We start from the raw sequence: 18,038 nt of genomic DNA on the forward strand, positions 1-18,038 counted from the left end.
TTTCAGGCTGTTTCGAACCACCCGGGTGTTGCCCGGTGGTGCACGTCGGGCAGCTTGCGCTCGACCACCGGGGCCGCCCAGCGGACCGCGTTGGCGAGGATGTGCTGGATCTCGGGCTGGTGGTACGTCGGGTACTCCTGGTCGCCCGGCCGGAAGTAGAAGACCCGGCCCTGGCCACGGCGGTAGCAGCAGCCCGACCGGAACACCTCACCGCCGGAGAACGAGCTGACGAAGACCAGCTCGTCCGGCTGCGGTACGTCGAACAGCTCGCCGTACATCTCCTCCTGCGGGATCACCAGCGGATGCGGCACGCCGGCCGCGATCGGGTGCCCGGCCGCGACCGTCCAGAGCAGCTCGCGGTCGTTCTCCGAGCGCCAGTCGAGGGAGCAGGTGGTGCCCATCAGCCGCTTGAAGATCTTCGAGAAATGCGCCGAGTGCAGCGCGATCAGGCCCATCCCGGACAGCACGGCTTCCTGCACCCGGTCGACCACGGCGTCGTCCACGTCGCCGTGCGCGCGGTGCCCCCACCAGGTGAGCACGTCGGTGTCGGCCAGCACCTCGTCGGTCAGCCCGTGCTCGGGCTGCTGCAGCCACGCAGTACGGACCTTGACGTCCTCGCCCAGCGAGGAGCGCAGGCCGGCGGCGATCGTCTCGTGCATCGTGTCGGGGTAGATCTTCTGGACCGCGGCGTCGTCCTGCTCGTGGACGTTCTCGCCCCAGACGGTGACGTTAACCATTCAGCACTACCTCTCGTCCGGCCTTCGCCGAGGCGTAGGCGGCATCGATGACCTGGGTGCGCGCCAGCGCCTCCGAGCCGTTGTGAGCGGCCCAGTCGCCGCTGAGCACGATCGCGACGAACTCGCTGACCACCGCACGGTGACCGAGCCCCGGGCCAGTAGCCGGCCGGACCTCGGCGGGGATGCCGCCGACGTCGGTGAAGATCTTCAGCGTGTCGGTGTTGGTGTAGTCCTGGACGTCGATCTTGGCGCCGCCCTCGGTCCCGAACAGCTCGATCCCGAAGTTGTCGCCTGGCGCCCGGTACGTCGCCCAGCTGGTCTCCAGCTGCAGCGCGCCGCCGCCCTCCAGCCGCAGGTACGCCGTCGCCAGGTCCTCCACCTCGAACTTCGCGCCGAGGGTGTCGACGGTCGGCCGGATCACGCTGCTGACACTGCCCCGGCCGCGCGGGCCGAGCTCGGCGAAGGTGTTCGCGCTGACCGTGGTCACCGTCGGCTCGTTCAGCAGGTAGAGCGCCATGTCGAGGATGTGCACGCCGAGGTCGATCAGCGGGCCGCCGCCGGACAGCTCGCTGTTGGTGAACCAGCCGCCCATCCCGGGGATCCCGTTGCGGCGCATCCAGTGCGCCTTGGCGTAGTAGATCCGGCCGAGCAGCCCCTCGTCGATCTGGTGCTTCAGGGTGGCGACGTCGCCGCGCTCGCGGTGGTTGAAGACCACCTTGAGCACCCGGCCGGCCTTCTTCGAGGCCTCGACCATCGCGGCGCCCTCGGCCACCGTCCGGGCCAGCGGCTTCTCGCAGAGCACGTGCAGACCGCGCTCCAGCGCCGCCAGCGCGATCGGCGCGTGCAGCTGCGTCGGCGTACCGATGCTGACGGCGTCCAGGCCGTCGAGGGTGAGCAGGTCCTCCCATTTCTCGAAGAGATTGGGCACCTGATGGGTGGCGCCGAGACTCTTCAGGATGTCCGTCTCGAGCCCCGCGAGCGCCACTACCTCGACGTCGGGCAACTCAGAGAACGCTTCCAGCGCGGTTCGCCCGGCGAAGCCGAGACCAACCACTCCGACCCGTAGTTTTTGATCGTTCACACGACGAGTCTTGTCAGTACCTGACTGACCGGTCAACCTCATCCCACGTGACGAAACACATTCGAACACGCAGAAACAGGATCAGGGTTGGTCGGTGGTGCCGTCCGCGGCGGTTGATCCCGGGTCCTGGAGCATGCGCAGGTGGCCGCGGCGGATCACCTCGACCGGTGCGCCTGGCGCCGGTGTCTGCTCACGGGTCTGCGGTGGCAACGGCCGGGCAGCATCGCGTACTGCGTTCGCCAGCGCTTCGAGGTCGTCGTCCGAGGGGCCGGAGGCAGCGGGGTCCGGAGCGAGCCGGATCACTTCCCAGCCGTTCGGCGCGGTCAGCCGGTCGGCGTGGTCGGCGCAGAGGTCGTAACAGTGCGGCTCGGCGTACGTCGCGAGCGGGCCCAGCACACAGGTCGAGTCCGCGTAGACGTAGGTGAGCGTCGACACGGCCGGCCGATGGCAGGCGGCGCGCGAACAGATCCTGGCGATGCTCACGTCCAGACGCTACCCCCACTAGGCTGATCGTGTGACCGAGGCTCGCCGTCATCGACGGCACATCGACCGCCATGGGCGCGGCATGCTCGGACCGATCAGTCGGCCGAGCAGCTTCGCCCCGCGCGGACTGCCCCTGCAACGGGCCGCCGCGGCCCAGTTCGACGAGGTGGTCGCGATCGAGGTGACCCGGCTGGAGAAGCGGTTGCCGCAGGTCGTCGCCCGGGTCGAGTTCGCGATCGAGGACGTGCCGAACCTGGACGTGCACGCCGGCGAGATCCCGCTCACCCACTCCACCGGCGGCACCTCGCACGAGCCCTACCGGATCGTCGTCTTCCGCCGCCCGATCGAGCTGCGGGCCGAACGCTCCGGCACCAGCCTGGCCTGGCTGGTCCGGTCCGCCCTGGTGCTCGAACTGGCCGACGTGCTGGCGCTGTCCCCGGAGCAGATCGACCCCGACTTCGACACCGACGACGACTGACTACTTCAACGCGGCCCGTACGTCGGGTTGCGCGCCGAGCTGAGCCCGGAACACCAGCGACGTGGTCAGCGGCCAGGCGGCCACCATCGGCACCTCGTCCTCACCGAGCTTGGCGGGCGGCATCAATGTCACCGCCGCGACCACCGAGCCCTTGACCTGCTCGACCATCAGGTAGGTCGCCCGCGGCTGCGCCTTGAAGCTCACCGTCGTGGTCGCGCCGTTGACCACGTCGAGCGCCCGGGCGCTGATGCTCTTGCCGTTCACATCCAGCAACTCGAACTTCACGCTCGCCGTCTTGCTCGGCGCCGTGAACTGCAGCTGCGCCGGCTGGGTGTGAGCCGGCAGCACCAGGTACGCCGGACCGGTCAGCGCCTCGGCCGATCCGATCACCGCGAAGTCCTTGCCGCTCGCGTCGATGTTCCGCGTCGAGGCGGTCAGCGGCTGGTCCGAGCTGATGGTCACCGCGGCCGCGTCGCCCAGCAGCACGGTGTCGAGCCGGATCGACTTCACTGTGCCCGCCGGGATCTGCAGGGTCGACAAGTTGGCCGGCTTGAACGGACCGTTCGGCCCGTTGACCGTCAGCGTCGCCGTCGCCTGCAGGTCACTGGGATTGGCCAGCGTGAGAATCCGGGTGCCCTTGCCCGGTGCGACGCCAGGCACGACCAGCGAGTTGGCCGGCGGGGCGGACGGGTTGATCCAGTCGACGCCGCCGGGCGTACTGCCGTTCACCACGTTGTCGCGCAGCGAGGGCGAGACCCGTCCACCGGTCGACTCGACGTGCAGCGCGATATCGCGGGTCCGCGGGGCGATGACGTTGAGGTAGACCTCGGACGTCCCCCGCGCCGGTACGACGATGCCGCGCGCGCTGGGCAGATCTAGGGCGCCGTTGGCCGAGTAGACCGAGACGTTCACCTCGGCGTTGATCGAGTCGAGGTTGGTCAGCACCAGGACGTCCCGCCGACCGGTCGCGCCACTCGCGCCGACGAACCAGAAGTCCGACCCGGGCAGCTGGCACGGCACGCTCGCCATCCCGGCGTTCACGCCTTCGGCCGAGGTCGTCGTACTGGTCCCGACCGTCCCGGCCGCGAGCGGTCCGACGCCCTGGATCGAGAGCGGCTCCGGCTTGCTGTTCTTCGCCGTCGAAGCGATCCGGCCACGGACCAGCACCGAACCGACCGGGTCGGAGGTGGCCGGCAGCGGCGCGATCGCCAGCGGCGTCCCGTCACCGGTGGCGACCGGGGTGTCCGCGGGCAGTGCCGGCGAGACTGCGTCGACCACGCTCTGCACCTTGCCTCCGGGACCGGTCACCGGGCAGCCCAGCGCAGTACGGTTCACGACCGTACGGGTCTGGGCGCCGCCACCCTCGGGCCGGGTGACGGGCTTCTTGGCCTGCGTCACGACACCCAGCCCGCCGGCGATCGCCAGGGCGAGCACACAGGCCGCGAGTCTGATCCGCGCGTCCGACAACAGCCCGCTCACGAGGCTCTCCTTGCATGGGTGCCACGCGGTACTGCGACCGTGCGGCGGGCGGTCGGCAGGCAGGAGATCAGCGCGATGATCCAGGCGATGATGCCGAGCACCCGCCAGATACTGCGCACGTCGTCCTGCAACGGCGCCTTGCCCTCGATCTTCGTCCGGTCGACCAGCCAGGAGGCGTCCTGGTCGGCCGCGCTGGCCCTGGTCAGGCCGGGCAGCGAGTCGAGCGTGGCCGTCAGGGTCGGGTCGACCGGGGCCGGCAGGTAGACGTAGTCGATCGCGAGCGACGCCAGTTCACGGCCCTCTTCACCGGTGCCCCCGCCGCCGATGGCGGACAGGATGTCGGTGATCGGCTTGGTCTGCGCCGCCTTCGGCGCCGCTTCCAGCGACCCCATCCGCGGGCCGCCGTCGTGCACCAGCGCGAACCGCATCGCGGTCGTCGCGTCCTTGCGCACCACCAGGATCGACGCGTTCTGCGGCGGCCCCTGCGATGACATCAGGTACGCCGGGAGGTCCTGCTCAGGTCCACGGCGCAACGGTCCGTCGTCACCCCGCACCAGCCAGAAGCCGGCCGTGATGAAGGTCGATACCAGCACCAGACCGAGCACGGCCTGCACGATCACGTCACGCGACTTGCCGACCGAGTCCCACGCGACGGTGATCGCGACAATCCAGCCGGCTGTCATCAGGAACATCAGCGGACCGCTGCCACCACCGAGGCGGCTGGCGATCAAGGTGCCCGCCAACCCGGCCAGCGCGGCGAACCACCCGATCAACTCGTACCGCTGCCGCGTCTCGCGCAGCAGGCTGAGCAGCGCCACCAGAATCAGCGGTACTGCGAACCACCATGGGACCGGCCCGCCGATCGGCGTACCGGTCAGCAGGTGCGGAAGGCTGTCGCCCGGACCGATGGCCGCGGTCGGTGGGCCGCCGGCTTCCTGCCCGAACTTGGACGGGTGCAACACCAACTCGATCGTCCACGGCAGCACCAGCACGAAGCCGAGGACTACCGAGAAGACCAGTTGCCGGCCCTGCCGACGCCAGCCGAGACCCAGTGGCGCGGCCACGACCAAGGTAATGCCGACCAGTAGGCCGAGGGCCGGGGTGAACGCGATCAGCACCGCGAGACAGATCCCGGCGAACCAGGCCGCTCGCCAACTGCCCTGGATGATCACTCGCCGCCGTCGGGCGACCGTGTGCACGGCAGCGCCGAGCAGAGGCAGGGCGATCGCCGCCACCACCGTCCCGATCCGTCCCTGCGTGACCGCGCCGTTGGTGAAAACCGCCAACCCGTACGCCGCTGCGCCCCAGGCCCGGGCGACCCGGTCGACGACGAAGGCACGCAGCAGGGCCCAAGCGGCCAATGCAGCAAGGGGAATCGCGCCGAGCAGGATCACGTTGGTCGCGCCCGACGGACCGAAGGTCACCGTCGAGAGCGCCCAGAACTGTGCGAGCCAAGCCGGCGGCGTCACTCCGGACGGCGCGGCCGCAGCCGCATGCCACAGCGAACCGAGGCTCTGGTGCGGCGGCAGCAACAGGTCGGAGCGCAGTACGCCGCTGCCGATCAGGCTGCGCGCGGCCACGAACATGCCGAGCGCCAGGAAGACCCAGGTCACCAGGAACGGCCGGCGGATCAGCTGCCGACGCCAGCGCGGTTGGTCGACCGCGACCCGGGCGGTGGACTTGGCCCGGCGAGCGGTCGTGACGACCTGCTCCTCGGGCTCGTCCGCCCAGGCCTCGCGGAGGCGCTCGGTGATCGTGCTGCCGGTCTCTTCCAGGTTGTGGCGCAGCGCGTGCACCGACCGGGAGAAGAGCGGCTTGATCTCGTCGTACGGGACCTGGTCGAGCCGGCGCCGGTCCTTGCGGGCCTGGGTCCAGCCACCGGCCAGCAGGGTGCCGAGCAGCGCGGTCCACTCGTCGACCGCGCCGGACGGCGTCTTGCCGATGATGAACCAGACCGAGCGGACGAAGGTGCCGAGCAGGAACCTGAGGATCAGCAGCGGCAGCAGCTTGCCCGGCGCGTTCGCCAGGACGGTGTAGTAGGCGTGCGCCCGGTCGAGTTGGTACGCGTGCCGGCGGGTGCCGGCCAGCGCCCGCTCGCCGGTCGCGGCGGCCTCGGCGTGGTAGATGACCGCGTCCGGCGCGACGCCGACCTTGAAGCCGGCCCGGCTGGCCCGCCAGCCGAAGTCGATGTCGTCGCGGAACATCGGCAGCCGCGGGTCGAAGCCGCGCAGCGATTCCCAGGCGTCCCGACGGACGAGCATGCCGGCCGAGCTGACCGCGAGCACGTTGCGCGGCTGGTCGTGCTGGCCCTGGTCGAGCTCGCCGGTCTCGATCCCGGTGTCGCGGCGGCCGCCGAGAGAGGTGGTGACGCCGACCTCGAGCAGCTCGCGATCCCGCGGCCACATCCTGAGCTTGGGTCCCCAGACCGCGGTGTCCGGCGACATCGTCGCCTGCAGCAACAACTGCTCCAGCGCCTTCGGGGCGGGTGCGCAGTCGTCGTGCAGCAGCCAGAGCCACTCGACCACCGGAATGTGCTGGTCGTCGCCGTACGGGCCGACCGCGGACGGCACCGGCGCGAAGCCGACCGACTCCAGGCCGCGGGCGACGGCGGTGCCGAAGCCGGTGCGGGCCGACAGGCTGACCACGGGCTCGACCGCGGGCATCGTGGCGAGCAGTTCGGCGGTGTCGTCGGTGGAGCCGGTGTCGACGGCGATCAACCGCTCGGGACGGCGGCCCAGCGCCCACAGCGCCTCGGTCAGCCGCGGCAGCCAGGCGGCGCCCTCGTGCCCGACCACGACCGCGGTGACGACGTGCCGGATCGGCGCGCGACCCATCGGGTCGTTGGTGAGGTCGGTGGGGAAGTCGACTGAGTCGAAGAACTCCCAGCCGGCCGGAGCTTCTGGTTCCATGCGGAGCAGTGACACCTCAGGGGAAAGTGACGACCTGGTACGGCGAGCCATCACCTTACGCGAACCCGAAGGTCCCCCAAACACAGCAGCGGGCCCCGGTGGACAAAGTCCGCCCGGGGCCTCACGCCGATGTTCGTCTGAACTTGTCAGAACTCTTCAGTCGCTCAGGAAAGTCTGCCTGTCAGACAGCCTTCTTCTTGAGCTTGCGGCGCTCACGCTCCGACAGCCCGCCCCAGATACCGAAGCGTTCGTCATTGTGCAGCGCGTACTCGAGGCACTCGCCTCGTACGTCACACCCGAGGCAGACCTTCTTGGCCTCCCGGGTGGAACCGCCCTTCTCCGGAAAGAAAGCCTCTGGATCGGTCTGGGCGCACAACGCCCGTTCCTGCCAGTTCGGCTCCTCTTCGATCGCCTCACCGTCGACAATCGCCAGCAGCGTTTCTGTCACGGTACGACCTCCTCGACCCTGTTCGTTCCCCTGTACATGTGGGCTTGCGGTCCCACATGCCTGACCTCGACCGCTCACTGTGCTGAAAGCGGTCCCCGATACCGAGTGTCCAACGAACGACACGGTTGAAATTACATTCCTGCAATCCACGAAAGTCAAGCCGTGGTCTGCTATTGGCATCATCCGCAACACGGCTGCAAAAGAACGAGAGGCCTGTGTGGACAGGCCTCTCGTGGTGTTACCCCACTCCGTCAGGCTGTTTCAAACGCTCTGACGAAGTTTCTTGCTTCCGGGTCAGGAAGGCTGAGACCACCAGCCCTGCTGTCCACCCTGGCCCTGCTGCTGTTGTCCTTCTTCGTCCTTGGCAGCCTCAGAAACCGGCGGTTCCACGCGAGTTTCGTCCACTGCCTCCGGCGCTGCCTCGGCCGGCTGCTCGGCGGCCGGGGCCGCGTCGCCCTGCCAGGCTTGGGCTTCCGGCTGCCAGGCCTGCTGCTCGGGCTGAGCGGCTTCCTGTCCGGGCCATTCCTGCTGAGCGGGCTGGCCGTACTGCTCCTGGCCGGCGCCCCACTGCTGACCGGAGTCGGCACCGCCCCACTGCTGCTGCTCCTGCGGCCACTGCTGGCCCTGCTCCTGAGCCGGCCACTGCTGACCTTCAGGGCTCCACTGCTGCGTCGGCTCGGCTCCCTGGCCATCAGCGGACCAGGCCTGCTCGGCCGGCTGCGCTGCGGACTGGCCTGCGGGCGCCTCGGCCTGCGGCTGACCCTCAGCGTCGCTGGCGGTCCAGGCGGCCTGCTGCTCGCCGGAACCCTGGTTCCAGCTCTGCTCCTGCGGCCACTGCTGCTCGCCGCCCTGTGCTTGTGCTGCGACATAGCCACCGGCTGCACCAGCAGCGACGCCGCCGGCCGCACCTGCGCCGTACGCGCCGTACTGGCCGCCCTGCTCGGTCTGGCCGTACTGACCCTGCTGGGCGCCGTACTGACCGTACTGGCCCTGCTGAGCACCCTGCTGGCCGTACTGACCGCCCTGGCCGCCCTGCTGCGGGTACTGACCCTGCGGGCCGCCGTACTGACCCTGCTGACCGGCGAACTGGCCCTGCGGGCCGGCCTTCGGCGCACGGACCGGAGCAGGCAGGCCCTGGAAGGTCTTCAGGATGTAGAGACCGGCAGCGCCGTACAGCGCCAGGCCGCCGAGCGCGAAGATGAAGGCGACGATCTTGACGCCGGCCGTGGCGGTCTCGTTGAAGCCGGCGAACGCGCCGATCAGTCCGAGCAGCACCAGCAGACCGGTGATCGACAGCGCGCCCAGCGTGACGAGTCGCGCGTTCGGCGTCCGCTCACCGGCGTCGTTGACCAGCCAGACCGCAGCCACCAGTGCGACCAGCAGCACCACCGCCTGGATCTCCGGCGGGGTGATTCTGGCCTGGACCAGGCCGGCGGCGTTGGTGAATCCGGCGCTGCCGACGAACAGCCGGAACAGGAACGCCAGCGCTACCAGACCGGTGAACGCGAGCAATATGTACGCGACCGGCTCTCTGAGCTTCTTGGTTGCGTCGGTGACCACGAGGGCTCCTCGAGAATGTTGGGGGCCGTTCAACTGACAGTTGACACGCATCGGACCCTCGGCAGCATAGTCGTGCGGTGGTCGACTGCTTTGACGACTCGTGGAAACTGTTCCCATGCGATTGACAGTGCTTGCTGGTGGCATCGGCGGTTCCACCTTCCTGCGCGGCCTGCTGAGGGCCCGACCGGACGCCGAGATCACCGTGGTGGGGAACACCGCGGACGACATCACCCTGTTCGGGTTGCGGGTCTGCCCGGACCTCGACACGGTGATGTACACGCTCGGCGACGGCATCTCCAAGGAACGTGGCTGGGGCCGGGAGGACGAGACCTGGGTGATCAAGGAGGAGCTCGCGGCGTACGGCGTGGAGCCGACCTGGTTCGGGCTCGGCGACCGGGACGTGGCCACCCACCTGGTCCGGACGCAGATGCTGGACGCCGGCTACGGCCTGACCGCCGTCACCGAGGCGCTCTCGAACCGGTGGAAGCTGCCGGTCCGGTTGCTGCCGATGAGCGACGACCGGGTCGAGACGCACGTGGTGGTCGACGACCCGGACAACCCGGGCACCAAGAAGGCGATCCACTTCCAGGAGTACTGGGTCCGGCTGCACGCCGAGGTGACCGCGCACCAGATCGTCGCGATCGGCTCGGAGAAGGCCAAGCCGGCGCCGGGCGTGCTGGACGCGATCGCCGAGTGCGACGCGTTGCTGCTGCCGCCGTCCAACCCGGTGGTCTCGATCGGCACCATCCTGGGCGTCCCAGGGATCCGCGAGGCGGTCCGCGAGACCGCTGCCCCGGTGATCGGGATCTCCCCCATCATCGGCACCGGCCCGGTCCGCGGGATGGCCGACAAGGTGCTGGCGGCGGTCGGCGTCGAGTCGAGCGCCGGCGCGGTCGCCCGGTACTACGGGTCGCGCGCGGCCGACGGCGTACTGGACGGCTGGCTGATCGACACCTCCGACGCGGCTCAGCTCGAGTCGATCGCGACCGCCGGTATCCACGCCCAGGCCGTGCCGCTGTGGATGACCGACGAGGACACCACCGCGGCGATGGCGAACGCCGCCCTGACGCTGGCCGAGGCGGTTCGCCGGTGAGGAAGCACCTCGAGGTCTTCCCGGTCACCGGTCTGCCCGAGGTCTCCGCAGGCGACGACCTGACCGCGCTGATCGGCGAGGCGGTCGAGCTGCGCGACGGCGACGTGGTCTCGGTGACCTCGAAGATCGTCAGCAAGGCCGAGGGCCGCCTGACCACGGGCACCCGGGACGAGGCGATCGACGCCGAACTGGTTCGCGTCGTGGCTCAGCGCGGTGACACCAGGATCGTGCAGACCCGGCACGGCCTGGTGATGGCTGCTGCGGGCACCGACACCTCCAACACCCGTCCCGGCACCGTCCTGCTGCTCCCGGTCGATCCGGACCTGTCCGCCCGGCAGCTGCGAGAGGCCCTGAAGGACCGGTACGACGTGAACGTGGGCGTAGTCGTCACGGACACGCTGGGCCGCCCCTGGCGCAACGGGCAGATCGACCTGGCCATCGGGGCCGCCGGGGTCCGGGTGATCGAGGACCTGCGTGGCAGCACCGACAGCCACGGCAACGTGCTGGCCGTGACCGAGCCTGCCCTCGCCGACGAGATCGCTGCTGCCAGCGAGCTGGTGAAGGGCAAGGCCGACGGAGTACCGGTCGCCGTACTACGTGGGCTGGCTGATGTGGTCTTCCCGGCCGGGGAGCACGGGCCTGGCGCCCGGGCGCTGGTGCGGGACGCGGAGATGGATCTGTTCAGCCTGGGGACTCGGGAGGCGGCGCGGACCGCAGTACTGGGTCGGAAGGCTCCTGAGGGGCCGCGGGAGGCTTCTGCCGAGCTGTGGGCTGGGTTGCCGCTGGACGGCGTACAGGTGGAGCTGCTGGATGGTGCTCTGCGGGTCTCTGGAGAAGACGCCGTGGCGGTGGGGATCACCGCTGAGAAGCTGGCCGTGCTGTTGCATGCGGAGGGCTACGGGGTGAGCGTCGAGACCGGTCCAGGGAGTGAGGCGACGGTCACGTTCGGCTCACGGTCTCGCTAGCTTTCTAGGCAACTTCTCAGACAGCTTGCGTACACTGCATCCGCACGGCGGCTCCGAGACCGCCCCTGATCCGGGAAGACCATCACTGTGGGTAAGTCTCAGAAGCAGTCACGCCGCGAGCTCGTCGAAAAGATGCAGCGCGATCAGGCCCGCGGCGACAAAGTCCGCACCCGAATGATCATTGCCGCGTGCATGGTCGTCGGTCTCGCGATCATCGCCTACCCGGCGATCAAACTCATCCAGGACTCGCAGACCAGGAACCAGTCGATCACCGACCTCGGTGTGAAGGCCTCGGAAGCCTCCTGCGACGCCGTGATCGACGACAAGGCCTCCGGCACCCAGGACCACCAGCCGGACGGCACGATGATCCCGTACCCGGTGTCACCGCCGTCGTCGGGCCCGCACTACGCCACCTGGGCCCCGCTGTCGAAGAAGTTCTACGCCGACAGCGACCGGCCGCCGGTGCCGAACCTGGTGCACAACCTGGAGCACGGCTACACGATCCTCTGGTACAACGAGAAGACCATGAACGACAAGGACCAGGTCGCCCTGGTCGAGAAGATCTCCAAGGCGAAGCTGCCGGACAGCGCCAACACCAAGTTCATCGCGGCCCCGTTCAAGGCCTCCGACGGCGGCGCCTGGCCGAAGGACAAGAACATCGCCTTCTCGCACTGGAGCGGCAACGCCCAGGGCCAGACCACCGCGTTCGGCCACCGCCAGTTCTGCGGCTCGGTCTCCGGTGAGGCGCTGAAGAACTTCATGGACAAGTACCCGGCCCTGGATGCCCAGGAGCCGAACGGCGGCTGATCCGCCTCCGCTGACGCGAAGAAGCCCGGGACCTCGTCGAGGTCCCGGGCTTCTTGCTGTCGAGCGACCGGGTCAGACGTAGCGGTCGGCGTGGTCGGACTGGACCACCGCGACCAGGTCCTTGATCCGCTCGCCGTCGGCCAGCGGGCAGACCAGCGTGACGTCCTTGGTGTGCACGATGATGTGCCCGCGCAGCCCGACCGCCGCGATCAGGTGCTCGGGGTCGTCGGTGACGATCACGTTGTCGTGCGAGTCGAGCAGGCAGCTGAGCGCCGAGCCGTCGTGACGGTTGCCCTCGGCATCTACCTCGTAGGTGCCGGCCAGCGCGGCCCAGGAGCCGACGTCGAGCCAGTGCACCGGCATCGGCACGACCACCACGTCCGCGTCGACCTTGCCCTGCGAGGCCGGCTCCATCACGGCGTAGTCGACGCTGATCTTGCGCAACGCCGGGTAGATCTCGGCCAGCGTCGCCTCCCGCTCCGGGCTGTCCCAGACCGCGGCGACCTGGCGCAGGTTCGCGGCCGACTCGGGCAGCAGCGCGTCCAGCACGCTCAGCACGGTCTCGGCCCGCCAGACGAACATGCCCGAGTTCCACCAGAACCGGCCGGTGGCCAGGTACTCCTCGGCGGTCGCGCGGTCCGGCTTCTCCCGGAACCGGTCCACCACGAACGCGCCGGTGCCCTCGATCGCGTCACCGCGCTCGACGTACCCGAGGCCGGTGTGCGGATGGGTCGGCTCGATCCCGAACGTGACCAGCGAGCGGGGCCGCTGCTCGACCAGCTCGAAGCCGGCCTCGAGCGCCGCCCGGAACTCGTCCTCGGGCGTGATCAGGTGGTCCGAGCCGAGGATCGCCACCACGGCCTCCGGGTCGTTGCGGGCCACCACGGCCGAGGCCAGGCCGACCGCGTTGGCGGTGTCCCGGCCGACCGGCTCGCCGATGATGTTGTGCTCGCCGAGCTCCGGCAGCTCCTCGCGCACCAGGTCGGTGTGCGCGGCCACCGTGCAGACGTAGATGTTGGCCGGATCGACCAGCCCCTTCACCCGGTTGTAGGCCACTCGCAGCAGAGAGTTGCCCGCCGCCAACGGCAGCACCTGCTTGGGTTTGTCGGCCCTGGACAACGGCCACAACCGAGTCCCCGAGCCGCCGGCCAAGATCACCACATTTCGCATGAGGAGGGAGCCTACCGGGCGAGGGCTACTCCGCTGGGTCGGCTGCGGCCTCTACTTCGCACGCCGGGTTCTGGGGGCGGGTGTCCGGCGGCGGGGGCAGCCGCAGGTGAGCCAGGTCGGGCGGGACCGGGCTGATCGGACGGAAGAAGGGATCCGGGTCGCCGTCGATACCGGTGGCCGGGGCGTCGGTGAGGCGGAACCGGTCGCGGAGACGCCCGTAGAAGTCGGTAGGCCGCAGCCGGACGAGCCGGAGGCGGCGTACGGAGCCGTAGACGCCGATCCAGTCGCCTGGGTCCAGTACGCCGCGGAGCTGGCCGTCGATGCTCACTGCCGCCTGGCCCGAGTGCGGGAGGACCCGGAGCCCTACTGGTTCGTCCGGAGCGGCCACGACCGTCCGGTTGAAGGTCATGTGCGGGGCGACGGGTGTGAAGACCACTGCCTCCATGTTCGGCGACAGGATCGGTCCCCCGGCGGCGAAGCTGTACGCCGTACTGCCGGTCGGGGTGGCGACGATCAGAGCGTCAGCCGAGTACGACGCGAGCAGGCGCCCGGACAGGTAGACCCCGACACTCACGTGGTGGTCGCGGGCGAGCTTCTCGACCACCACGTCGTTCAGCGCGGTCACATCGAGCGCGACACCCCAGCCGTCGGCCTCCGGGCTCTCCTGCCGGACCGCAGGGGGCGGGAGCGACGGGCCGTGGCCGTAGCGCAGCAGCGCCTCGATACCGGTCGGGATCTCCAGCGGCCGGGAGGCGCGCATCGTGAGCGTCATCCGCTCCTCGATCGTCGCCTCGTCCCGGTGCACCGCCTCGAGGGCCTCCTCGACGTCGCTGCAGGCCACCTCGGTCAGGAAGCCGACCTTGCCCAGGTCCACACCGAGTACGGCGGCGCCGTTCTTGGCCGCGATCCGGGCGCCGCGCAGGAAGGTACCGTCGCCGCCCAGGGTGACGACCAGGTCAGGGTTCCCCGCATGCTGCATCTCCGCGGTCCCGCCCCGCCGGTGCTCGTGGTTCGCCCAGACGTCGATGTCGGTACAGCCGATGTCGTTCTTGCGGCACCACTCACGGACCACCCCGGCCGCGTGCACGGCGAGCGGACGGGCTTGGTGGACAACGAGGCCGAGACGGCTGACAGGCACGGTGAACTCCTCCGGTACGGCGTTGGCGACCACCGTATGTGGTCAGGACGGGATCGCCACCGCTCGCCGACATTTCCCTGACATTCGGGCGGCACCTTGGAGGGTATGACGACCATCAAATGGGTTCCGCTGCTGCTGCTCGCCGTCGTGGCGACCGGGTGCTCGGCGGCCAAGGCGGACGAACAGGCCCGGGGCAACGATTCGGGCAAGGTGCCAGAGATCGCCACCCTCACCACTCCGCCGACGCTGCCGGGCAAGGTGACCACCAAGCCGAAGGATCCGGACGCCGGCCGGCCGCGCGAGCGGATCGACATGACCGAGGCCGACCGCAAGCGGCAGTACGCGCCGTACATGGCCTGCCTGAAGGAGAACGGCATCGACGTCCTGGCGCAGCGCAAGGAGGCCAGTATGTTGGGCTCCGGGCCGACCACGAACACGGCCAAGGCGAAGAACGCCGGCAAGGTCTGCGAGCCGAAGCTGCCGCTGCCGGCCTGGGAGATCGACGCGAACAACCCGGACGCGCTGGACTTCGGCCGCAAGGTCGTCCAGTGCCTCAAGGACAAGGGCGTCAAGTACGTCGAGCTGTCCACCGACACCTCGTCGGGCATCGTCGGTCCCGCGCTCGGCGGCAAGCAGAACGACATGGCCTCGATCACCAAGGGCATGAACCTGATGCCCGAGTGCCAGCGCGAGGTGGCCGGCAAGTGAGCAGGCGTTCTCTTCGGATGGTTGCCCTGGTCACCGGAGCGGTCGTCCTGGCCGGCGCCGGAGTGGCCGGGTTCCGGATCCTCGACAAGCCGGAGAAGGCGGCCGCGGCCGATGGGCCGTCGCCCGCGCAGACCGTCGAAATCGTTCGGACAGATCTGTCGCAGGCCAAGGACCTGACCGGCCAGCTCGGGTACGGCGCTGGGCAGACCATCAAGAGTCATGCCACCGGCACTCTCACCTGGTTGCCGAAGGTCGGTGCGGCGCTGGATCGTGGCGAGGTGCTGTTCCGTGTCGACAACAAGCCAATCGTCTTGTTCTACGGGTCTACGCCGTTGTTTCGCAAGCTGGACAAGCCGATCGACGGGCCGGACGTGCGGGTGCTGAAGCAGAACCTGACCGCGCTCGGGTTCTTGCCGGAGACAACGACCGACAAGTTGACCCCGGCAACCACGTGGGCGGTCAAGGAGTGGCAGAAGTCGCTCGAGCTGGACCCGACCGGAGTGCTCGACCCGGCCAGCGTCGTCGTCCTGCCCGGGCCTGTCCGGATCGACGCACTGAAGGCGGCGTCGGGCGACCCGGCCGCGGCGGACGTGCTCGGCGTGACCTCCACCGACAAGGTCGTCACGCTACCGGTCGATGCCGACTCGGTCGAGGGTATTGCCGCGGGCGGGAAGGTGAAACTCACGCTGCCCAACGGCAAGGTGACCGGCGGCACGATACGCAGTGTCGGTACGGATGCGGCGCCACCGCCGAGTGACGGCAATCCGGCGGATGGTGACAAGAAGCCACAGGTGAACGCGCTGATCACGCTTGACCAGCAGGCTGCCAGCGCGGGCGTCGACTCGGGCCCGGTGACTGTGACCGTGCCAGGGCCGGCTCGCAAGGGAGTGCTGGTCGTACCGGTGGCCGCGTTGCTCGCGTTGCGGGAGGGCGGTTACGCGGTACAGGTTGCTGGTGGCAATGGCACTGCATTGGTTGCCGTGAAGACCGGGATGTTTGCTGATGGCAACGTCGAGATCACCGGCGCCGGACTGCAGGCCGGCCAGAAGGTGGTGACCACGTCATGACCGCGGTGGTCGAGCTCAGCCATGCGGTGAAGGAGTATCCCGGTGGCGTCCGGGCGCTGGACGACGTGTCGCTGCGGATCGACCGCGGCGAGTTGCTCGCGATCGTCGGTCCGTCGGGCTCGGGCAAGTCGACGTTGCTCAACCTGATGGGCACCCTCGACCGCCCGAGCGCGGGCACGGTCGCGATCAGCGGGCACGACGTCGCGCGGCTGTCCGACCGCGAACTGTCCGCGTTACGCGGCCGCTCGATCGGGTTCGTCTTCCAGCAGTTCCATCTCTCCGACGGCCACACCGCCACCGAGAACGTCGCCACCGGCCTCCTGTACGCCGGTACGCCGCGCCGCGAGCGCAAACCACTCGCCCTGGCGGCACTCGCGAAGGTCGGCCTGTCCCATCGCGCCGACCACCGCCCGCACGAACTCTCCGGCGGTGAACGGCAACGCGTCGCCATCGCCCGGGCCCTCGTCAACTCCCCGGCCGTAGTACTGGCCGACGAACCCACCGGTGCCCTCGACACCGCCAACGGCTTGGCAGTCCTGGACCTCCTCAACCAGCTGCACGCCTCCGGTACGACGATCGCGATCATCACCCACGACCGCGAGATCGCCGCCCAACTCCCCCGCCGGATAGAAATGCGCGACGGTCGCCTGGTGAACGCATGAAGCTGACTCAGCCAGTGCGGCTACCACTCTCGGATCTGCTGCTGCTCGGACTCACCCGGGTGCGCACCAAGCCGCTGCGCGCCGCCCTCTCCGCGCTCGGCATCTCCATCGGCATCGCCACGATGATCGTCGTGACCGGCATCCCCGCCTCCAGCCAGCAAGCGGTGCTGGACGAGCTCTCGACGCTGGGCCCTGACCTGCTGCGAGCAGCCGCAGTACCGGACGGCAACGCCCCCGGAACCCCCGCCGGGTTGCCGGCGGCATCGATCGGCATGGCCGCGCGGATCGGCCCGGTGCAGGAGGTGAGCGGCGTCGCCAACGTGCACGCGAGCGTCCGGCGTACCGACAAGATCGACGGCACCACCAACAGCAGCGGCATCACCGTCCTGGCCGGTACGCCGAACCTGCTCGACCTGCTCGACACCAAGGTGCACTCCGGCAAGTTCCTCTCCCCGGCCACCGACAAGTTCCCGACCGTCGTGCTCGGCGCGAAAGCCGCCACCTGGTTGGGAATCACCGAGCTGCCGGCCGGACAGCCACCGCCGCGGATCCTGCTGAACGACACCTGGTTCACCGTCATCGGCATCCTGGCGACGTCACCGCTCGCGCCGGACGTCGAGCAGTCGGTGCTGATCGGCTGGGACGCGGCCAAGTCCACCTTGAGCTTCGACGGTCGGCCATCCGTCGTGTACGTACGATCCGCCGACACCGCGATCGAAGACGTCCGGGCAGTGCTCGGTCGCACGCTCAGCCCCGAACAGCCGGGCATGGTCCAGGTCAGCCGCCCGTCGGAGGCCCTGGCGGCGAAGCGGATCACCGAGAACGCGTTCTCCACCTTGTTCCTCGGCCTGGCCGGCGTCGCGCTGCTGGTCGGTGGGATCGGGGTCGCCAACACGATGGCGATCTCGGTGCTCGAACGCCGCCGCGAGATCGGCCTGCGCCGCGCGCTCGGCGCCAACCGCCGGCAGATCCGGGGGCAGTTCCTGACCGAGTCCGTGGTGCTGTGCACGATCGGCGGCGTGCTGGGCGCAGTGCTCGGCGTCCTCGGCGTGATCGGGTACGCCGAGGCGCAGGGCTGGCCGATCGTGATCCCGCCGGCCGCGGTACTGGCCGGGCTGGGGGCGTCGATCTCGGTCGGCGTGCTGGCCGGGGTCTATCCGGCAGTGAGGGCTTCGTTGCTCACCCCAACGGAAGCGCTGGCCGCGGACTGAAATGTCAGGAAGTCGTCCCGGTTCGCCGACTGGCGCCGGACC

17 protein-coding genes are annotated in these 18,038 nt (G+C 69.5%); 8 read left to right on the top strand and 9 right to left on the bottom strand.

All coding sequences use genetic code 11. The features are described from left to right. Window positions 1-2: 2 nt before the first annotated feature. The 3 genes from AB0P21_RS12435 to AB0P21_RS12445 all read right to left on the bottom strand — a co-directional run bounded on the left by AB0P21_RS12435 (window position 3) and on the right by AB0P21_RS12445 (window position 2,301). Window positions 3-737, bottom strand: a complete 735-nt coding sequence (locus AB0P21_RS12435) for a ThuA domain-containing protein (protein WP_363696027.1) — start codon at window positions 735-737, stop codon at window positions 3-5. After that, complete coding sequence (locus tag AB0P21_RS12440; protein ID WP_363696028.1) at window positions 730-1,818, bottom strand: Gfo/Idh/MocA family oxidoreductase; 1,089 nt, start codon at window positions 1,816-1,818, stop codon at window positions 730-732. The genes AB0P21_RS12435 and AB0P21_RS12440 overlap by 8 nt, the downstream gene beginning before the upstream one ends. 81 nt (window positions 1,819-1,899) lie before the next feature. After that, window positions 1,900-2,301, bottom strand: coding sequence for a DUF3499 domain-containing protein (locus tag AB0P21_RS12445; protein ID WP_363696030.1), 402 nt, complete (start codon window positions 2,299-2,301; stop codon window positions 1,900-1,902). A gap of 31 nt (window positions 2,302-2,332) precedes the next feature. Here AB0P21_RS12445 and AB0P21_RS12450 point away from each other — a divergent pair, with 31 nt between their 5' ends. Continuing rightward, the gene (locus AB0P21_RS12450; protein ID WP_363696031.1) at window positions 2,333-2,779 is read left to right on the top strand and encodes a metallopeptidase family protein; all 447 of its coding nucleotides are present in this window, start codon (window positions 2,333-2,335) and stop codon (window positions 2,777-2,779) included. Here AB0P21_RS12450 and AB0P21_RS12455 read toward each other — a convergent pair whose 3' ends face one another. From AB0P21_RS12455 to AB0P21_RS12470, 4 genes are all read right to left on the bottom strand, one after another. Beyond that, window positions 2,780-4,258, bottom strand: coding sequence for a DUF5719 family protein (locus AB0P21_RS12455; protein WP_363696033.1), 1,479 nt, complete (start codon window positions 4,256-4,258; stop codon window positions 2,780-2,782). Beyond that, on the bottom strand, window positions 4,255-7,167 hold the full coding sequence (locus AB0P21_RS12460) for a glycosyltransferase family 2 protein (protein ID WP_363696035.1): 2,913 nt from the start codon (window positions 7,165-7,167) through the stop codon (window positions 4,255-4,257). The genes AB0P21_RS12455 and AB0P21_RS12460 overlap by 4 nt, the downstream gene beginning before the upstream one ends. Window positions 7,168-7,348: 181 nt before the next feature. After that, window positions 7,349-7,615, bottom strand: coding sequence for a WhiB family transcriptional regulator (locus tag AB0P21_RS12465; protein WP_164594311.1), 267 nt, complete (start codon window positions 7,613-7,615; stop codon window positions 7,349-7,351). 294 nt (window positions 7,616-7,909) lie between these two features. Next, on the bottom strand, window positions 7,910-9,175 hold the full coding sequence (locus AB0P21_RS12470; protein ID WP_363696037.1) for a hypothetical protein: 1,266 nt from the start codon (window positions 9,173-9,175) through the stop codon (window positions 7,910-7,912). Window positions 9,176-9,290: 115 nt separating this feature from the next. On the opposite strand from AB0P21_RS12470, the gene cofD reads away from it, so the two are divergent. From cofD to AB0P21_RS12485, 3 genes are all read left to right on the top strand, one after another. Next, window positions 9,291-10,268, top strand: a complete 978-nt coding sequence (gene cofD, locus AB0P21_RS12475; RefSeq protein ID WP_363696039.1) for a 2-phospho-L-lactate transferase — start codon at window positions 9,291-9,293, stop codon at window positions 10,266-10,268. Then, window positions 10,265-11,233 carry a coenzyme F420-0:L-glutamate ligase gene (locus AB0P21_RS12480; RefSeq protein WP_363696041.1) on the top strand — a complete coding sequence of 323 codons (969 nt, stop codon included), beginning with the start codon at window positions 10,265-10,267 and terminating at the stop codon, window positions 11,231-11,233. Before cofD ends, AB0P21_RS12480 begins: the two co-directional genes overlap by 4 nt. 87 nt (window positions 11,234-11,320) lie before the next feature. Further along, a complete protein-coding gene (locus AB0P21_RS12485) occupies window positions 11,321-12,040 on the top strand; it encodes a DUF3105 domain-containing protein (RefSeq protein ID WP_363696043.1) in 720 nt (239 codons plus the stop codon). A gap of 72 nt (window positions 12,041-12,112) precedes the next feature. Here the strand turns inward: AB0P21_RS12485 and AB0P21_RS12490 are convergent, their stop codons facing one another. Together AB0P21_RS12490 and AB0P21_RS12495 are read right to left on the bottom strand one after the other, a co-directional pair. Further along, the gene (locus AB0P21_RS12490; RefSeq protein WP_363696044.1) at window positions 12,113-13,210 is read right to left on the bottom strand and encodes a mannose-1-phosphate guanylyltransferase; all 1,098 of its coding nucleotides are present in this window, start codon (window positions 13,208-13,210) and stop codon (window positions 12,113-12,115) included. A 25-nt stretch (window positions 13,211-13,235) separates the two neighbouring features. Continuing rightward, window positions 13,236-14,348, bottom strand: coding sequence for an NAD(+)/NADH kinase (locus AB0P21_RS12495; RefSeq protein ID WP_363696045.1), 1,113 nt, complete (start codon window positions 14,346-14,348; stop codon window positions 13,236-13,238). Window positions 14,349-14,453: 105 nt separating this feature from the next. On the opposite strand from AB0P21_RS12495, the gene AB0P21_RS12500 reads away from it, so the two are divergent. From AB0P21_RS12500 to AB0P21_RS12515, 4 genes are read left to right on the top strand one after another with little or no spacing between them, the layout of a single operon-like run. Next, window positions 14,454-15,056: a hypothetical protein gene (locus AB0P21_RS12500; protein WP_363696046.1), complete on the top strand. Its 603-nt coding sequence runs from the start codon at window positions 14,454-14,456 to the stop codon at window positions 15,054-15,056. Next, the gene (locus AB0P21_RS12505) at window positions 15,053-16,123 is read left to right on the top strand and encodes a peptidoglycan-binding protein (protein ID WP_363696048.1); all 1,071 of its coding nucleotides are present in this window, start codon (window positions 15,053-15,055) and stop codon (window positions 16,121-16,123) included. The genes AB0P21_RS12500 and AB0P21_RS12505 overlap by 4 nt, the downstream gene beginning before the upstream one ends. Continuing rightward, window positions 16,120-16,785 (top strand): ABC transporter ATP-binding protein, encoded by a 666-nt coding sequence (locus AB0P21_RS12510; RefSeq protein WP_363696049.1) that lies wholly within the window; start codon window positions 16,120-16,122, stop codon window positions 16,783-16,785. The genes AB0P21_RS12505 and AB0P21_RS12510 overlap by 4 nt, the downstream gene beginning before the upstream one ends. Continuing rightward, window positions 16,782-17,996 carry an ABC transporter permease gene (locus AB0P21_RS12515; RefSeq protein WP_363696051.1) on the top strand — a complete coding sequence of 405 codons (1,215 nt, stop codon included), beginning with the start codon at window positions 16,782-16,784 and terminating at the stop codon, window positions 17,994-17,996. The genes AB0P21_RS12510 and AB0P21_RS12515 overlap by 4 nt, the downstream gene beginning before the upstream one ends. The last annotated feature ends 42 nt before the right edge of the window (window positions 17,997-18,038 follow it).

Origin of the sequence: Kribbella sp. NPDC056861 (genome assembly GCF_040687575.1) — a bacterium.
Classification (GTDB): Bacteria; Actinomycetota; Actinomycetes; order Propionibacteriales; family Kribbellaceae; genus Kribbella.

Excerpts from the sequence above, each read along its gene's own strand:
- cofD (WP_363696039.1), top strand. The coding sequence starts at position 9,291 with ATGCGATTGACAGTGCTTGCTGGTGGCATCGGCGGTTCCACCTTCCTG.
- AB0P21_RS12435 (WP_363696027.1), bottom strand. The coding sequence starts at position 737 with ATGGTTAACGTCACCGTCTGGGGCGAGAACGTCCACGAGCAGGACGAC.
- AB0P21_RS12460 (WP_363696035.1), bottom strand. The coding sequence starts at position 7,167 with ATGGAACCAGAAGCTCCGGCCGGCTGGGAGTTCTTCGACTCAGTCGAC.
- AB0P21_RS12490 (WP_363696044.1), bottom strand. The coding sequence starts at position 13,210 with ATGCGAAATGTGGTGATCTTGGCCGGCGGCTCGGGGACTCGGTTGTGG.
- AB0P21_RS12515 (WP_363696051.1), top strand. The coding sequence starts at position 16,782 with ATGAAGCTGACTCAGCCAGTGCGGCTACCACTCTCGGATCTGCTGCTG.
- AB0P21_RS12510 (WP_363696049.1), top strand. The coding sequence starts at position 16,120 with ATGACCGCGGTGGTCGAGCTCAGCCATGCGGTGAAGGAGTATCCCGGT.
- AB0P21_RS12500 (WP_363696046.1), top strand. The coding sequence starts at position 14,454 with ATGACGACCATCAAATGGGTTCCGCTGCTGCTGCTCGCCGTCGTGGCG.